The organism is Brenneria salicis ATCC 15712 = DSM 30166, assembly GCF_003315515.1.
GTDB lineage: Bacteria > Pseudomonadota > Gammaproteobacteria > Enterobacterales > Enterobacteriaceae > Brenneria > Brenneria salicis.
On the sequence record NZ_QNRY01000012.1, the window covers coordinates 16559 to 31934 of the forward strand.

A 15376-nucleotide genomic window follows, 5' to 3' on the forward strand; every position below is an offset into this window, starting at 1 on the left:
TTCCCTATTTCTTCAGATGGCGCAAACAACGATGCGAGCAAAAGACGATACGAGCAAACCGCCAACCCCAGCGTCTAAAACATATCGTTGAGCGTGACCCCGATACCGAAGCGCGTCTGGCGATGATTGTAATCAATCAGCGATTCGCCATAGCCGCTGAACACTTTGGTATAAAAGCGCACGTGTTGCGTCAATGGATAACTCCAGGCCAGTTCGCCGCCGCCATAACCGCTATTCCAGTTGTAGCGCCCTTCCGCGCTGAATACGCTATCGCCCCAGACATAGCCCACGCGCAGACGATAGTGTCCCATGTATTTGGTGATGTCCGGGTTATCATCCTCGCTGTCCGATAACCGGACCCAGGGTTTCAGATCCAACTGCCAGTTGCCGTTTTGCGCCATAAGACGCGCATAGACGCGGTTCCAGCTACGTGAAGTAGGCTCAGAACGTCCGTTGGACTGATGATTGAAACCGACCTCGATATCCCGCAGCGTCCAGCCGGCAACGGTGTAATCTGTCGCCCAACCAACAAAAATCTGCGGTTCATAGTCGGTTTCACGAAACGGCGAGGACTGGCCCCGGTTGGAAAGCTGCCACCATGAGCGCTGGGTGTACGAACCGCCCAGCAATGAGTTATCCCCAAAAATCCCGCGCCAGAACGGGAATCCCAGACTAAGCTGGAAATTCACCTCGTCCTTGCGCGCTTCATCAGCCCAGTTATAGCTTTGTATCGCGGCTTTATTGATATTGCTGGTATAGGTATACAGCAGATAGTTGCTTTCATAAGGATAGAGAACGAACGGGCTGTCATGATCCTGCAACAAGCTGGCGATAATGCTGCCGTGCACTGCGGGTTGATCCTTCTCCGGCTCTGTTTTTGTTTCTTCCGCATAAACGGATGTCGCCAGCAGCGCGACCAACATGTCTACAATTTTACGCATTCACTTCTCCCCCAGAGCATTCAAGATCGCTGTCCCGCCGGACAACCAATACCAACACAAACCCGACATTCTACACAGTTCGGCGGTATTTGAACCCGTGTTTGATGCTTTCTCAGTCTTTTCTACAAAGAAAAGAACGCTCTCTTGCTCAATCGACGGCAAAACACGTCATCGGTTAACGGCTGAGATGAAAACACCCGCTATTTCGAGTAGACTGGCGCCACTCTCACCCGCCTTCTTTATCGAGTCACCCATGAATTCGCAGCAAACCCGACAGGGGATCTTTTTCGCCCTGGGCGCCTATTTCATTTGGGGAATTGCACCGGTTTACTTTAAGTTGCTCAAGCATGTTCCGCCTGATGAAATCCTGACGCACCGCATTATCTGGTCGTTTTTCTTTATGTTGATCCTGCTGACCGTCAGCCGGAAATGGCGTCAGGTGCGTTATGTTTGCCGCAATGTCAAACACCTGCTGTTGCTGGCCCTGACCGCCGTGCTCGTCGGCGGTAACTGGTTACTGTATATCTGGGCGGTCAATAACAATCATCTGCTGGAAGCCAGTCTGGGCTACTTTATCAACCCGCTGGTTAACGTATTGCTGGGAGTGCTGTTTCTGGGTGAGCGCCTTCGCCGTCTGCAATGGATGGCGGTACTGCTGGCGGTTGTCGGTGTGCTCGTCCAGTTGTGGACGTTCGGTTCGCTGCCCATCGTTGCGTTAACGCTGGCCTTCAGTTTTGCGTTATACGGTCTGTTGCGTAAAAAGATTGGGATTGACGGGCAAACCGGCATGCTGATCGAAACCCTTTGGCTGTTGCCGCTGGCGGTTATCTACCTGTTTTTATCGCCGATAGCCCAAGCAGTCATATGCTCGACAACCCGTGGTCGCTGAACCTGCTGCTGATCGCCGCGGGCATGGTCACCACCGTCCCGTTGCTGCTTTTCACCGCTGCCGCGATGCGCCTGCCCCTCTCGACGTTGGGCTTTTTCCAATACCTTGGGCCGACCATGATGTTCCTGCTGGCCGTCATGTTGTATGGTGAACCGATGGGGAGCGACAAACTGATCACGTTTGCCTTTATCTGGAGTGCGCTGGCGCTGTTTATTCTGGATGCGCTTCATACGCAACGTAAGCGACGTCGGGTTCAGGTTACCTCGCATCAGATACAACACGGCGCGAAATAAAGCGCGAGAGAAATGGACTAAAGAGCAGCGTCGAGAACAGTCGCAACGTCTGCATCGCAATGACAAACGCCATATCGACCCTGCTGCCCGCCGCAATAATGGCGATCGAATCCAGCCCGCCGGGGCTGGTCGCCAGATAAGCCGTCAGCAAATCAACAGGCAATATCCGCGTGACCAGCAGCGCCATGCCGCCGCACAGCAACATCAGCCCGACGATGGACGCCATCATGTGCGGCAAGGTGCGCAAGGCCAGGAAAAATATCGGGCGGGTAAAACACAAACCGACGCTCCAGCCAATAAAAGCATAAGCCAGCGCCAGCAACCATTCCGGCGTCTGTAAATGCATCACCCCGCTGGCGTGCAGAAATGAACCAATAATCATCGGTCCCAACAGCGCGCCGGAAGGAATACGCAGACGCCTTGCCAACCATGCTCCGCCAAACGCGACGCACAATGTCGCGGGGAAACGCCAGTCAAGCGAGGGAAACCACACTAGCATGGCATTGTTTTCGGCGGCCGCGTCCCCCAGGCTGAGGCGCGCGACAAACGCTGCGCTGGCCGTCACCATCAAAACGCGCAGATACTGCATAAAGGCCACCAGCCGCACATCCGCGCCAAATTTCCCCGACATGGCGACCATGGCGGAAGCGCCGCCGGGAGACGCGCCCCAGGTGCCGGTCGTTCCCGGTAATTCGCTGAACTTCACCAACAGCCAACCGGAAAGCCCACTGGCGGCAAGCGTAGCCAGCAAAATAAACAGCACCAGCGGCCATTCGCTGATTAACGGACTAAGGATGGAAAACGAGAGACTTTGCGCCACCAGACAACCCAGCACCGCGTTGCTGCCAGCAAAACATACTGGTGGAATACGGATGGTTGCGCCATTCAACCCCATCACCACGCCAACCAGCATGGGGCCCAGCAACAACGCAGCAGGGACATGGTAAACCTGCAACCCGAACCCCAGAATGAGTGAAACCGACAGCAGTATCCCCCATTGCATCAAGGGTGAAACCCTTTTCATGCGCACAACCTGTTTCAACAATAAGTCATTATCCGCCATTTTAAACTGATTAGTCAGATAATGAATATGGCAATTGATGACAAGATAACGCGCGATGAGAACCAATCGGTCTTAAGGTCGGCGCGGGTCGATGTATCGGATAAACATAACGTAATAGCAGCAGCGAAACCGGATAAAGCGCTCCACAAAAGCGGGAGCGCGACAACGTTCAGATAGCGTTTACAGCCAGTTTTTGCGTTTGAAATAGAGATACGGCGCCAGTCCTGCCAGGATCATCAGCACAATGGCGCCCGGATAGCCGAATGACCATTTCAGTTCAGGCATAAACTCAAAGTTCATCCCATAACTGGATGCCACCAGCGTCGGCGGCAGAAAGACCACGGAAACCACCGAGAAGATTTTGATGATGCGGCTTTGTTCAATGTTAATGAAGCCCATTGCCGCTTGCATCAGGAAGTTAACCTTCTGAAACAACGATTCATTATGGGGCAACAGGGATTCGATATCGCGCAGAATTTCACGCGCCTGCTCCAGTTGACCGGATGGCAAACGCGCCTTGCGAACCAGGAAATTCAACGCACGCTGCGTATCCATCAGGCACAGACGAACCTTCCAGCCCACGTCTTCCAGTTCCGCCAGCGTGGAAAGCGCGTCATCATATTCCTCGCCCTGACGACCTTCCATAATGACGCGGCTCAATGATTCCAGATCGCTATAGATGTTCTCGATTTCATCCGCCAACTGCTCAATTTTGGTTTCGAATAAATCCAGCAGCAGTTCATAAGCATTGCCATCGACCAGTGTTTGGTTACGCGCCCGCATGCGATACAAACGAAAGGCGGGCAGTTCGCGTTCGCGCAGCGTATATAAGCGACCATCCCGGATGGTGAACGCCACGGTCGCGTTACCGGCATGATCTTCCGCGTCTTCAAAGAAGAAGAAGGAGTGAATGTGCAACCCGTCCTCGTCTTCGAAGAAACGCGCCGACGCTTCAATATCTTCCAGTTCTGGCCGGGTAGCCAGACTTTGTCCCAGTTCGTTTTGTACTTTATCTCGCTCATCATCGTCAGGCTCGATCAGATCGACCCACACGGATGAAGTGAGATCATCGGAGTCATCCAGTTCCAGACGAGATAAACGGCAGTGATCCAGTTTAAATGCGCTTAGCATGGGCCATAGCTCCCTTTTCAGTAACAGAGATGGACAACGCGATTGAAGCACAGAAACAGAGGTGAAAACGTCACCGGCAGGTTTCAGTCCGTTCGACGGATCTGACTCGTAGCGACATGAATAGTATCGCTGACAACCACGAAGGCTATCAGCAGGAGATAGCCTTAGAAGTTGTACCTAATGAGCAGGTTTATGAGCCAGCATCGACTGGGTGTGTCCAAGGCGTAGGTCCTCCGGGAATGATGATGCGCGCATGTTACGCCGAGATGAAAAAGGCTGTCAACTTTAAAACCGCCGTTAAAACCCGCTGTCGCCGATTGAATAAATTTTCTGGTTTTATCCCCCAGATATGGGTGATGCACAACACCTCTATGATTTAATCAAATATGATTTTCCCAATCACCCCCCCATCTAACTGACGAGCAGTTGATTGTAGTAAACTTTTGTTACAACAGAGGTATTCAACGAAATTTCCATGATTTCATAAGCTAAAAACAGGATTTACGCCAGATGTTAAAAACAAAAAAATTTTTACCCTCTTTTTTATTCTATGGTTACTCAATTATTTGTGTTTTTTTAATCTATGCATTCTCCACAACAGAAATGAGTGGATGATCGATGATAAGGAGATCAAAAGCCTTTGCGAAGTTCCTAAAGGAGATGGCGATGGATTTTTCTTCTTCATAATTTTTCCTGTATTTATTCCATTTTTTTTCGTAAAAAAGAATAAAATAAGAATAATAACCTTGTTTATTATAGCATTATATTATATATGGCGATTTTTAATACGCTTTCATAGTTGTTAATTAACCTTTTATTTCGAAGAGTAAAGAAATATAAACGCCATTCTCAGGCTATTTAATAAAGAAAGCTGTTCGAAAATTCTCCGTAATTATGGAAAGAGATGAAATACGCAGCATGCGAGAAAACCGATTAAGGGCGTCTTCCATTTTCAGGCTCGCCTGACGATAACGTAGATATTATTTCCCATAAGCTTTCCCTCGCTTTTTTATAGTAGCCCCGACTTTGGAAGAGACCACTTTAATAAATCACACCGTTTCAAGCCTGGCGTAAGCCGCGACCAGCCATTTAATTCCTTGTCCCTGAAACGCCACCTGAATCCGGCAGTGGTCGCCGCTGCCTTCCAGATTGACGATGGTGCCTTCGCCAAATTTGGTGTGACGAACCCGTTGCCCCAGCGTATAGCCACTGTCATTCTGGCTGACGGGCGTACCCAGCCGCTGATGATTAACCGGACGCGATACGCTGGCCCGCAGACGGACTTCCTCAACGCATTCCGCCGGCAATTCGCCCACAAAACGCGAAGGACGATGATAAGCTTCCTTGCCGTACAAACGCCGGGATTCCGCATAGGTCAACGTCAGTTTTTGCATGGCGCGCGTCACGCCCACATAGGCCAGACGGCGCTCCTCCTCCAGCCGACCGCCTTCATCCAGCGACATCTGGCTGGGGAACATGCCCTCTTCCATCCCGACAATGAAAACCTGCGGAAATTCCAGTCCTTTCGCCGAGTGCAGCGTCATCAGTTGCACCGCATCCTGATTGGCGTCCGCCTGCCCTTCTCCCGCTTCCAACGCCGCGTGCGACAGGAACGCCTGTAATGGCATCAGATCCTGATCTTCATCCTGATAACTGAACTGCCGTGTGGCAGTGACCAGTTCTTCGAGGTTTTCTATGCGCGCCTGGCCTTTTTCCCCTTTCTCCTGCTCGTACATGCTCCACAGACCGGAATCTTTAATCACCCGGTCAGTCTGTACATGCAAGGGCAGTTCAGCGGTTTCATAGGCCAGCGCATCAATCAGTTCCACAAAGCGCTGTAGCGATGCGCTTGCGCGTCCCGCCAGCGCCTTGTCCTGCAATAACGCGCGCGTTGACTGCCACAGCGTCAACTGCCTGTCGCGCGCGGTTTGGCGCACCACATCCAGCGTTCTGTCGCCGACGCCGCGCGTCGGGGTATTCACCACCCGCTCGAACGCCGCATCGTCATTCCGGTTGGCGATCAGGCGCAGATAGGCCAACGCATCTTTAACTTCCTGACGTTCAAAGAACCGCATGCCGCCGTAGATGCGATACGGCATGCTTTGTTGCAACAGCGCTTCCTCCAGCACACGCGACTGGGCGTTGCTGCGATATAAAATGGCGTTGTCGTTCAACGATTCGCCATTTTTCTGCCAGACTTTGATGCGGTTGACGACGAACCGGGCTTCGTCCAGTTCATTAAACGCGCAATAGAGTGAAATCGGCTCGCCTTCCACGCCGTCCGTCCACAAATTTTTCCCCAGACGCCCACCGTTGTGCGCAATCAGCGCATTGGCCGCTTTCAGGATAGTGCTGGTCGAACGGTAATTTTGTTCCAGCCGAATCGTCTCGGCGCCGGCAAAGTCTTTCAAGAACAACTGGATATTTTCGACCTGCGCGCCGCGCCAGCCATAGATAGACTGATCGTCATCACCCACGATCATCACTTTGGCGCTGTCGCCCGCCAGCATACGGATCCACGCATACTGGATACGGTTGGTGTCCTGAAACTCATCCACCAGAATATTGGTGAATCGTTCGCGATAGTGGTTCAGCACATGCGGCTTGTTTAACCACAGTTCATGCGCGCGCAGCAGCAACTCGGCAAAATCCACCAATCCGGCGCGATCGCAGGCTTCCTGATAAGCCTGATACACCCGCTGCCAGGTTTGTTCGATAGGATTGCCATAACTTTCAATATGTTGGGGACGCAGCCCTTCGTCTTTTTTACCGTTGATGTACCACATGGCCTGACGCGGCGGCCACTGCTTCTCATCCAGATTCAGGGCGCGTATCAGACGCTTGAGCAACCGGAGTTGATCATCGCTATCTAGGATCTGAAAATCCTGCGGCAGCCCGGCGTCCGTATGATGCGCACGCAGCAAACGGTGGGCCAGGCCATGAAAAGTGCCGATCCACATTCCGCCCTGGCTGGTGCCGATCAGGTGATCGATGCGATGACGCATTTCCGCCGCGGCTTTGTTGGTGAAAGTCACCGCCATAATGGAATAAGGCGAACAGTTTTCAACGGCCAGCAACCAGGCGATACGGTGCACCAATACCCTGGTTTTGCCGCTGCCCGCTCCGGCCAGCACCAATACATTGCCGCGTGGCGCGGCTACCGCATCGCGTTGTTTGTCGTTGAGGCCATCGAGCAGTTCAGAAACGTCCATAGATACCGGTTATCCGTTGGCGGGAAGGGGTGTCGTCACCAGGAAGACACCTTTCCACTGGTGATTTATACAGTTTAATAAAGTGATTATAACAATGCTGTCAGCGATGCCAACCGTGAAATTTCAATATGCGGCAGTAGCCGGGCGTCATCAATCCGCATCAGGTTGCCTGCGCGCAGATTGATCCAGCACGCCTGCATGCCACAACGTACCGCACCGACGACATCGGCGGTGAGATCATCGCCCACATGCAAAATCTGATGCAGGGGCAAATCGAGTTTTTCCGCCGCCAGATGATACATATCCTCAAACGGCTTTGCGCGCCCGTCGGCGCCGGCGCGGAGAATAAATCTGAAATAGCGCCCCAACCCAAATCGATGCGGCTCGGCGTTGCCATTAGTGATCGCCGCCAACGGCACATGTTCGGCCAAAACAGACAGCACACGGTGCGTCTCATCCGTTACCTCGATTTGACTGCGCCAGCGGGCGAAATCCGCCATCGCTTCGCTCGCGCCTGCCGCCGCCTGCGCCGTATTCAGGCCCGCACTCAACATCACCTGCTCAACCGCCCGGCGACGCCATTGGGTGACGTCATGATAAATGTCCGGCTCCCGCGCCCGCAGTTCATCGCGCAGTCGATGGAAATCCTCTGCCTGAAAATCAGCTAGCGCGGGGTGATACTGTTGTAAAAAGCTCACCGACTCTCGCTCCGTGCGCCGTATCACCTCATCATTGTCGTACAGCGTGTCGTCCAAATCGAACGTGATCGCACGGATTCGACCCAGAGGCCGGTAAAAATGCATCAGGTTTTTCCTCGTTTGGCGCGTGGATGCGCGTCGTCATAGACCGACGCTAAATGCTGAAAGTCCAGATGGGTATAAATCTGTGTCGTTGACAGGTTGGCATGCCCCAGCAATTCCTGAACCGCACGCAAATCGCCGCTGGATTCCAGCATGTGAGTGGCAAAAGAGTGTCGCAGTTTGTGCGGATGAACGTGGCTGCTGATGCCTTGTTTCACGCCCCATTCAGCAAAACGCTTCTGCACATTGCGCATGGAAATACGTCGCCCCTGGTTGGAAACAAAAATAGCGTCGTCCTGCGGTCCGAACAGTTCGCGCTGCGCCAGCCACTGTTCCAGCCAGGTAACCGCCATTTTTCCTATCGGCAATTTACGTTCTTTGCTGCCTTTGCCCACCACCCAGACTTCGCCCGTATCAAGATTAACATGCTGACAGTCCATACCCACCAGTTCAGCCAGACGCAAGCCGGCGCCGTACATCACTTCCAGCATCGCCCGATCGCGCACCGCCAGCGGATCGTTCAGATCAATATCCAGCAGGCGATCTATCTCATCGACATCCATATTTTTGGGCAGATGGCGACCGGCTCGCGGCGTGGAAACGCCTTTGGCCGGATTCGCGCCCAGCGCGCCGCGCGACACCATCCAATCAAGGAAGCTGCGCAACGCCGATAACCGCAGCGCCAGACTTGCCGCATGCAACCCGTCTCGCTTACTACGGGAAACCACAGCGCGAACGCCCGCCGCATCCAGTTTTTTCCAATCCGTCACGCCGGCAGCCGACACCATCGTGATGATCGCGGCCAACTGGCGGGCATAACTGATTTGCGTCAGCGGACTTAATTGACGCTCCACTTTCAGATAACGCAGGAAATCATCCACGCCGGATTGCAGCGCGCCACACTCTGAAGGTCGATCCGGCTGGCTCATATCCGCTCAACCCAGCGCTCCAGCATGGCGGGCAACATGGTCGCCAATTGCTGCAACAGCACGGTTCCCATACCATCCTGATAGTGATGCGTGTCACGGCTACTGAAGATCAGCAGCCCTAAGTCGTGGCTTTCACCCATTAAGGATAACGCGACTGATCCCACCTGTTTGGCCTGCGGCAACAGCATCAGCAATTCGGGGCCGTTCAGGTTGCCCAGATAATGGTTGGAATGACCGAAACGTTGAATACGCAACGGCTCAAACAACGTGCGATTCAGCGCCAGATGCGTGAAATCGGAAGGGGCGCCGATACGCCATTTATCACTGAACAGGCGAACGGATGCGCTGGCCAAGCCAAGCTTGCGCGCCCAGCGCTGAAGCCGATCGAGCATATCCAGCAGGCTGTCGGCAGAGGTCAGTTCAGCTTGCAGGCTGAGCAGTCGCTTGAACAGCACCTCGTTCGCCTTCGCCTGTTCCATCAGCAACGTGATTTCTTCTTCAAGCTGCGAGATGTGATGCCGTTGACGAGCAAGCTGCCACTCGACCAGCGATACCGTCCCTCTGACGGGATGCGGGATCTGCATTTGCTCGGTAGGACGGGCATTGCGGATAAAAAAATCAGGATTCTGTTGCAGGAACTGCAAAACCATCTCGTCACTGAGTGCGATTTGGCGCTCTGCCTGCTCCTCGACATTCTTCATAAATGAATAAATCCATCGTAAACATGCGTTGCAGGACCGGTCATAAACAACGGATGCCCCGGACCGTCCCAATGAATATCCAGATCACCGCCAGGCAGCGTCACCCGTACCTGCGAAGCCAGCAGCCCCTGCTGTACCCCAACGGCCACAGCAGCGCAGGCGCCGCTGCCGCATGCCTGCGTTTCGCCCGCGCCACGTTCATAAACCCGCAGACGAACCGTATGACGATCGACAACCTGCATAAAACCGATATTAGCACGTTCTGGAAAACGCTCATGGCTTTCCAGCAACGGTCCGATCACTTCCACATTCGCGCTATTTACATCATCGACCTGGATCACGCAATGCGGATTACCCATAGAGACGACACCGCAAAGTATGGTGTGCTCACCGGCGCGCATGATGTAGGTTTTTTCCGCTTTGACCGCCCGAAACGGCACCTGCTGCGGTTCAAAATTGGGTTCGCCCATATTGACCCGCACCAGTTCATCATCGGTGACAGAGAGGATCATGCGCCCGGTCTGAGTGCTGACCGCGATATCGCGCTTATTGGTCAACCCTTTCAGACGGACGAAACGGGCAAAACAGCGTGCGCCATTGCCGCATTGAGCGACTTCGCTGCCGTCGGCATTGAAAATACGATAATGGAAGTCCAGTTCAGGATCGTAGGGGGGCTCCACCACCAGCAATTGATCGAAACCGACACCGCAATGCCGTTCCGCCAAACGGCGGATCAATTCGGGGGAAAAATAAACATTCTGCGTGACTGCATCAACAACCATGAAATCGTTGCCTAAGCCGTGCATTTTAGCGAACTGCATTATCCTGACTCCGCTGGCTTAACCGGGCGCGGTAAAAACGCTATCGTGACCTGTTATAAAATAATGATAGAAACACATCGTCACGCACTAACGTTGCACGGGCACATTTTGATGTGATGCCTGATTCGCATTCTGCTCGGCGCCTGTCGATGCGGCCTTCTGTTCGGGCGGCATATACAGCGGCCCTTTTAAGCCGCACCCGAACAGGCTTAGTAACGATAACGCCAGAAAAAACCGACGAAATACTTTTTTCATAACATTAAGACCTGTAATTCCTACTCGTATGCTCTCTATAATCGCAGGTGGATCATGAAAATCAACTGGAATCGAAAATGAACGATAGCGAGTTCCATCAATTAGCCGATAAATTGATGCTTCAGTTGGAAGAAACGCTGGATCAGTTTGCCGGCGATGCCGATGCATCAGGTCTGGCTGGCGACCAAAGCCGGAGGCTATCACTTCAATTATCAGGCTGACCGCTGGATAGGCGCTCGCAGCGGCGATGATTTGATGGCGTTGCTGTCCGCCGCCTGTTCCGCGCAGGCAGGCGAAGATGTCCACTTCGCATGACGCCATCAGACTTTTACGGTTAGCCGCGCCAGGCGCGTGCCAGCAGGAGCACCATCAGCAACAGCACGGCGATGCCGAACATATTCACCAGCGGCCAGCCGCTGGTAAGCGCCATCATACTCCCCGCCGACAGCGACGCCAGCGCATTGGGGATAGCGATAGCCAGTGAGTTGATCCCCTGTAACCGGGATTTATGCACGGAATGGGTAAAGGTATTCAACATAAACGTGCCGCCGTTGAACATGAACGCCCAGCCGATGCCGTACATTATCAACGCAACCAGGAAATGCCAGAACGTTACGCCGCTTAACGCGACAACAATACCGATCACATTGCAGAGAATACCGGTGACGATCACCTGCGTAGCGCTCATCCGTTTTGCCAACACTACCAGCAGCAACGCCGGGGCATACATCGCCACAAAATGCCACTGCAATGCCGTCGCGCTGTTGTCCACCGAAAAGTGGTGCTGATGCATGGCGAGCGGCGCTGAATTCATCAGCAGCGTCATCACCACAAAACCGACCGTGCAACTCACCGTTCCCAACATAAACGCACGGCTTTTCAGAATTGAAAACAACGACGCTTCTTCCTTATGCGTTGCCGCGACAGGCGCCGTATTGGGTAATTTCAGCCCCAACAGCAATAGCGCCGTGAAGGTACAGATAACCGCCCCGGCGATAAAGCTGCCAAAGAAGGGATACGGCGACCATAAATAGGCGGATTGGCTGGCGGCGAAAGGTCCGATAAAACCGCCCAGGATCCCGCCGCTGATAACCCATGAAATCGCGCTGCTTTTTTGCTGCTGATCCGTAAAGATTTCCGCCGCCGCAAAACGATAATACTGATTGAACGCGCAGGACATGCCCAACATAAATGTGGAAAAAACAAACAGGGCAAAACTGTTCAATACTATCGCCCACGCCGCCAGCAGCGAGCCCGTCACCCCCAGCAAGGCGCCGAAGATAAAAGCGTTGCGCCTGCCATATTTCGCCATCAGCGAGGAAACCGAGTAAATCATCAGCGTGGCGCCGCAGACCGTTGACGTAATTGGCAGCGTGGTCAACAACGGAACCGGCGTCATCAGGATGCCGACCAAGGTAGAAGAAAGGGTGATCAGCGAAATGATACTGCCCGTCAATCCCTGACCTAACACCAGTAATATCAAATTGTTACGTGATAATGCATCCAAGGTGAAGTCCTTTTCTCAATACGGCGAAAAGAAAAAAGCCAGATCTGGCCAATGATGTTGAAGGATAAAAACTAAAGTATCTTCAAGCGCTGCTTCATGACCATTGTCTGACCCTCTGCGACTGGCGTAATACACAAATGGGAAAGCGCGCTGCTGCGGAAAGGGATCACCTGAGTTCGGCCATCCAATTGCACAATCTGATAAAACTGCGGCAGATTGAAATTAATAAAGCTTGAACCATAAGTAAAGCGATCATGAGAGGACGAATAGAACCGGCTGACGTCACGCACCAGTTCTTCCTTGCTGCCTTCGCAGTGGCGGTACACTTCAACCCGGTTGGACTCATCCAGAATATAGATATTAAAGCCCCGATTTTCATCAAGATCTTCAAAGAAGAACTGGATAATCCCTTCACTGGCCACACCATCCACCACCGCTGGCAAATGCACATGGTTGGTTTCCACCTGAACAGGCTGACCTTGCAGTTTATTGTTGGAGATCGCGCCATAAAACTCGACGGCGTTTTCCAACTTCTGTACCGAGACGCTCAGCCGTTCAAAGAACAATCCCCAGGTTTGTCCGGCCACTTTCACCGCTTTGAAGCGGCTGGGCTCCTGACGTGTGCTGGTCAGGCGTAGTTCAATACATTCAGATACCAGCTGTTGTACGCGAGTACGAATCAGGCCGCGTAAATGCTGGCTATAACAGAAAACTTCCAGCGATTCCGGCAACGCGGCGTCCTGATGCATCTTGCCCAGAATGGTTTTCAGCGCTTCCAGTACCGCCTGCTCGCCGCTGAAATGCAGAGTACGCACTTCATTCCAGGAGTTGCGGTACAGCAAATCGATACTTCCCACCAGACATTGCTGCTGCTGACCGAAACTGAAAACATCCAGATGGCGGAAATCAAAATGCACCACCTGATTACGGAAGGCGGCGGTGGGGTCATATTCCAGATTGACGATGATCGCCAGATGACGGATCTCACACGGACTGTAGAGCGCTTTCGGCGTCGGCGCGGGTAGACGCAGCGGGAAATGGCTTGAAACATCCGCCACCAGCTCCTGCAAGCGGGTGATGTCGCACAATTCGTTGCCTTTGATGTACAAGCGCGTGGCAGGCGTCAGCAGGCCGTTAAAGTAGGCCCAGGCCACCAGCTTGTTCAGATAGCGGTTATACTCCAGCGGCTGATGGCTGATGATGGCGTCCATCGACGGCGCCTGATTGTACAGATACCAGCCGGTGCGGTTGGCGCGTCCGGCAGGCACATAAATAAAGGTCAGATTCGGCTCGGATAAATCAGGCGAAATCTGCGGATTCAGCAGCGTCACTTTGCCCGGCAATGCTTCAAATGCGGCATAGAGCTTACGGGTGAGAACGCCGATATCCTGCGGACTGGCGCTCACGCTCAGATTGTTACGGCGGGCAAAGCGAATCAGGTTGCGATAAGTCTGCATCATCGCGTCGAGCAGTTCATTGTGTGCTTCGCGCACACGCTCGATTTTCCAGTTGGCGCGATTATCCAGCATCGCCAGATACTCAGGACTCCAGTCCCACTCCTGCACCAGTTGGCTCAGGATTTGACGGCGCCAGACTACGCAGGCGCGCTCTCTGGATAATTTTTCACAGACTTTCAGATAGAAACAGCGACGAGCCAGATCCAGGCGGGTTGGATCGTTAATCGCCGTCAGATAACGGGTAACGCGTTCCAGCATCATGCAGTAGGGGTCCAGACCGAAAGAAACGATCTCGCCTTTGTGCAAACGCGCTTTAATATCCATTGAAAGCAGATGCGTATCGGGATATTCCCAGGAATAGGCTTCCAGCAGCAGCGTTTTCAACACCGCCTTATAGGGGGAATCGATGCTTTTATACAACTGCCACAGGCTGGCGCCGAAATACTCTTCCGCAGAAAGCGTACTCAGCCCGCCCAGATCCAGCCACTCGTTCGGCGCCAGAGCGCTTTGAGCATACAGCGACAGCACGTATTCGTCATAGTTTGACTCTTCTTCAACCGGTACCATATTCCATAGAATACGCTTACCCGCCATACGCACCGCAGTACGATAAAACTCATCCAGCAACAGGATATGTTGTGTGGAACCGCAATCCTCACCGCCGAGGCTGCCGCTTTCATTATGGCGGAAGCGGTTTTCATCCATCAGGAAGAAGCTGACATCCACGCCTTGCGCGGCCGCCCACTGTTCCAGCAGCTTACATTTCTGCTGCAACCGCGAACGCTCTTCATTATCGAGCCAGGACTGATGACAAACCCAGATATCCAGATCAGAACTGCAACTCTGACCAATGGAAGCGGTGCTGCCCATTGAGTAGACGCCGGTGATCGGCAACTCGCCTTGCTCGTGCGAATCCGCCAACTGGCCCCATTTTAATTCGATGTTATCCAGGTAGCGCTGTTGTTTTTCATCAGGCGTGTAAAAGCAGATACCGTGCGGAACCTTGCCTTCAAGGTAGCCTGGCATCAACGGGTGATGATGATGTAATAAGATCGGCAAAAGACTGTAGACCTGCTGAAAAGCGGGCTTCATTGCTTCCAGAGCACGATCAACCCGCAGTTGGTTGATCGCATCCAGTCTTTGCTTCAAAGTCTCGATATAGAAGTACAAGACGTTTCGCCTGATGATTATCCCAGTGCCTAGAAAAAAACCCGTATTCCAAATCTGCCGCTGATGAAATTATAAGAATGTTTGGCAAAATATTGCTGGAAACGTGATCAATTTAACACCTTGCTGATTGAGCGTAAAGAAAGTAAAGAAAGTTAGACTTATCTATCTTGCTTTTATTACGTTTTTTCAGTTGCCCGAACCAGCCCG

13 protein-coding genes and 2 pseudogenes are annotated in these 15376 nt (G+C 52.9%); 4 read left to right on the plus strand and 11 right to left on the minus strand.

Annotated elements, in window-relative coordinates; genetic code table 11:
• Nucleotides 1–74: 74 nt before the first annotated feature.
• A complete protein-coding gene (gene pldA / locus DES54_RS07325) occupies nucleotides 75–941 on the minus strand; it encodes a phospholipase A (protein WP_113866000.1) in 867 nt (288 codons plus the stop codon).
• Between the two features lie 253 nt (nucleotides 942–1194).
• Between pldA and rarD the strand changes: the two are divergent.
• A pseudogene (gene rarD / locus DES54_RS07330) lies at nucleotides 1195–2123 on the plus strand (EamA family transporter RarD).
• On the opposite strand, the gene DES54_RS07335 reads toward rarD, so the two are convergent.
• Nucleotides 2089–3147, minus strand: a complete 1059-nt coding sequence (locus DES54_RS07335; protein WP_113866112.1) for an AbrB family transcriptional regulator — start codon at nucleotides 3145–3147, stop codon at nucleotides 2089–2091. The pseudogene rarD and the gene DES54_RS07335 sit on opposite strands and share 35 nt — an antisense overlap.
• A gap of 219 nt (nucleotides 3148–3366) precedes the next feature.
• The gene (gene corA, locus DES54_RS07340) at nucleotides 3367–4317 is read right to left on the minus strand and encodes a magnesium/cobalt transporter CorA (protein WP_113866002.1); all 951 of its coding nucleotides are present in this window, start codon (nucleotides 4315–4317) and stop codon (nucleotides 3367–3369) included.
• Nucleotides 4318–4433: 116 nt separating this feature from the next.
• Between corA and DES54_RS07345 the strand changes: the two genes are divergently transcribed.
• Both DES54_RS07345 and DES54_RS07350 read left to right on the plus strand, forming a co-directional pair.
• Nucleotides 4434–4697: a hypothetical protein gene (locus DES54_RS07345; RefSeq protein ID WP_113866004.1), complete on the plus strand. Its 264-nt coding sequence runs from the start codon at nucleotides 4434–4436 to the stop codon at nucleotides 4695–4697.
• A gap of 186 nt (nucleotides 4698–4883) precedes the next feature.
• Nucleotides 4884–5123: a DUF2645 family protein gene (locus tag DES54_RS07350; RefSeq protein ID WP_211185852.1), complete on the plus strand. Its 240-nt coding sequence runs from the start codon at nucleotides 4884–4886 to the stop codon at nucleotides 5121–5123.
• A gap of 243 nt (nucleotides 5124–5366) precedes the next feature.
• Here DES54_RS07350 and uvrD read toward each other — a convergent pair whose 3' ends face one another.
• The 6 genes from uvrD to lptM form a co-directional block, all read right to left on the minus strand.
• The gene (uvrD, locus tag DES54_RS07355; protein WP_113866006.1) at nucleotides 5367–7529 is read right to left on the minus strand and encodes a DNA helicase II; all 2163 of its coding nucleotides are present in this window, start codon (nucleotides 7527–7529) and stop codon (nucleotides 5367–5369) included.
• Between the two features lie 86 nt (nucleotides 7530–7615).
• A complete protein-coding gene (gene yigB / locus DES54_RS07360) occupies nucleotides 7616–8332 on the minus strand; it encodes a 5-amino-6-(5-phospho-D-ribitylamino)uracil phosphatase YigB (protein WP_113866008.1) in 717 nt (238 codons plus the stop codon).
• A complete protein-coding gene (gene xerC / locus DES54_RS07365; protein ID WP_113866010.1) occupies nucleotides 8332–9258 on the minus strand; it encodes a tyrosine recombinase XerC in 927 nt (308 codons plus the stop codon). Before xerC ends, yigB begins: the two co-directional genes overlap by 1 nt.
• Nucleotides 9255–9959: a DUF484 domain-containing protein gene (locus DES54_RS07370; protein WP_113866012.1), complete on the minus strand. Its 705-nt coding sequence runs from the start codon at nucleotides 9957–9959 to the stop codon at nucleotides 9255–9257. The genes xerC and DES54_RS07370 overlap by 4 nt, the downstream gene beginning before the upstream one ends.
• Nucleotides 9956–10780: a diaminopimelate epimerase gene (gene dapF / locus DES54_RS07375; RefSeq protein ID WP_113866014.1), complete on the minus strand. Its 825-nt coding sequence runs from the start codon at nucleotides 10778–10780 to the stop codon at nucleotides 9956–9958. The genes DES54_RS07370 and dapF overlap by 4 nt, the downstream gene beginning before the upstream one ends.
• Nucleotides 10781–10867: 87 nt before the next feature.
• Entirely contained in the window at nucleotides 10868–11035 is a 168-nt protein-coding gene (gene lptM / locus DES54_RS07380; protein ID WP_211185851.1) for an LPS translocon maturation chaperone LptM, read from the minus strand.
• A 77-nt stretch (nucleotides 11036–11112) separates the two neighbouring features.
• On the opposite strand from lptM, the pseudogene cyaY reads away from it, so the two are divergent.
• Nucleotides 11113–11350, plus strand: a pseudogene (gene cyaY / locus DES54_RS07385) (iron donor protein CyaY).
• 19 nt (nucleotides 11351–11369) lie between these two features.
• Here the strand turns inward: cyaY and DES54_RS07390 are convergent.
• Both DES54_RS07390 and DES54_RS07395 read right to left on the minus strand, forming a co-directional pair.
• Nucleotides 11370–12542 carry an MFS transporter gene (locus DES54_RS07390; RefSeq protein WP_113866018.1) on the minus strand — a complete coding sequence of 391 codons (1173 nt, stop codon included), beginning with the start codon at nucleotides 12540–12542 and terminating at the stop codon, nucleotides 11370–11372.
• A 71-nt stretch (nucleotides 12543–12613) separates the two neighbouring features.
• Nucleotides 12614–15169 (minus strand): class I adenylate cyclase, encoded by a 2556-nt coding sequence (locus DES54_RS07395; protein WP_113866020.1) that lies wholly within the window; start codon nucleotides 15167–15169, stop codon nucleotides 12614–12616.
• Nucleotides 15170–15376: the final 207 nt, after the last annotated feature.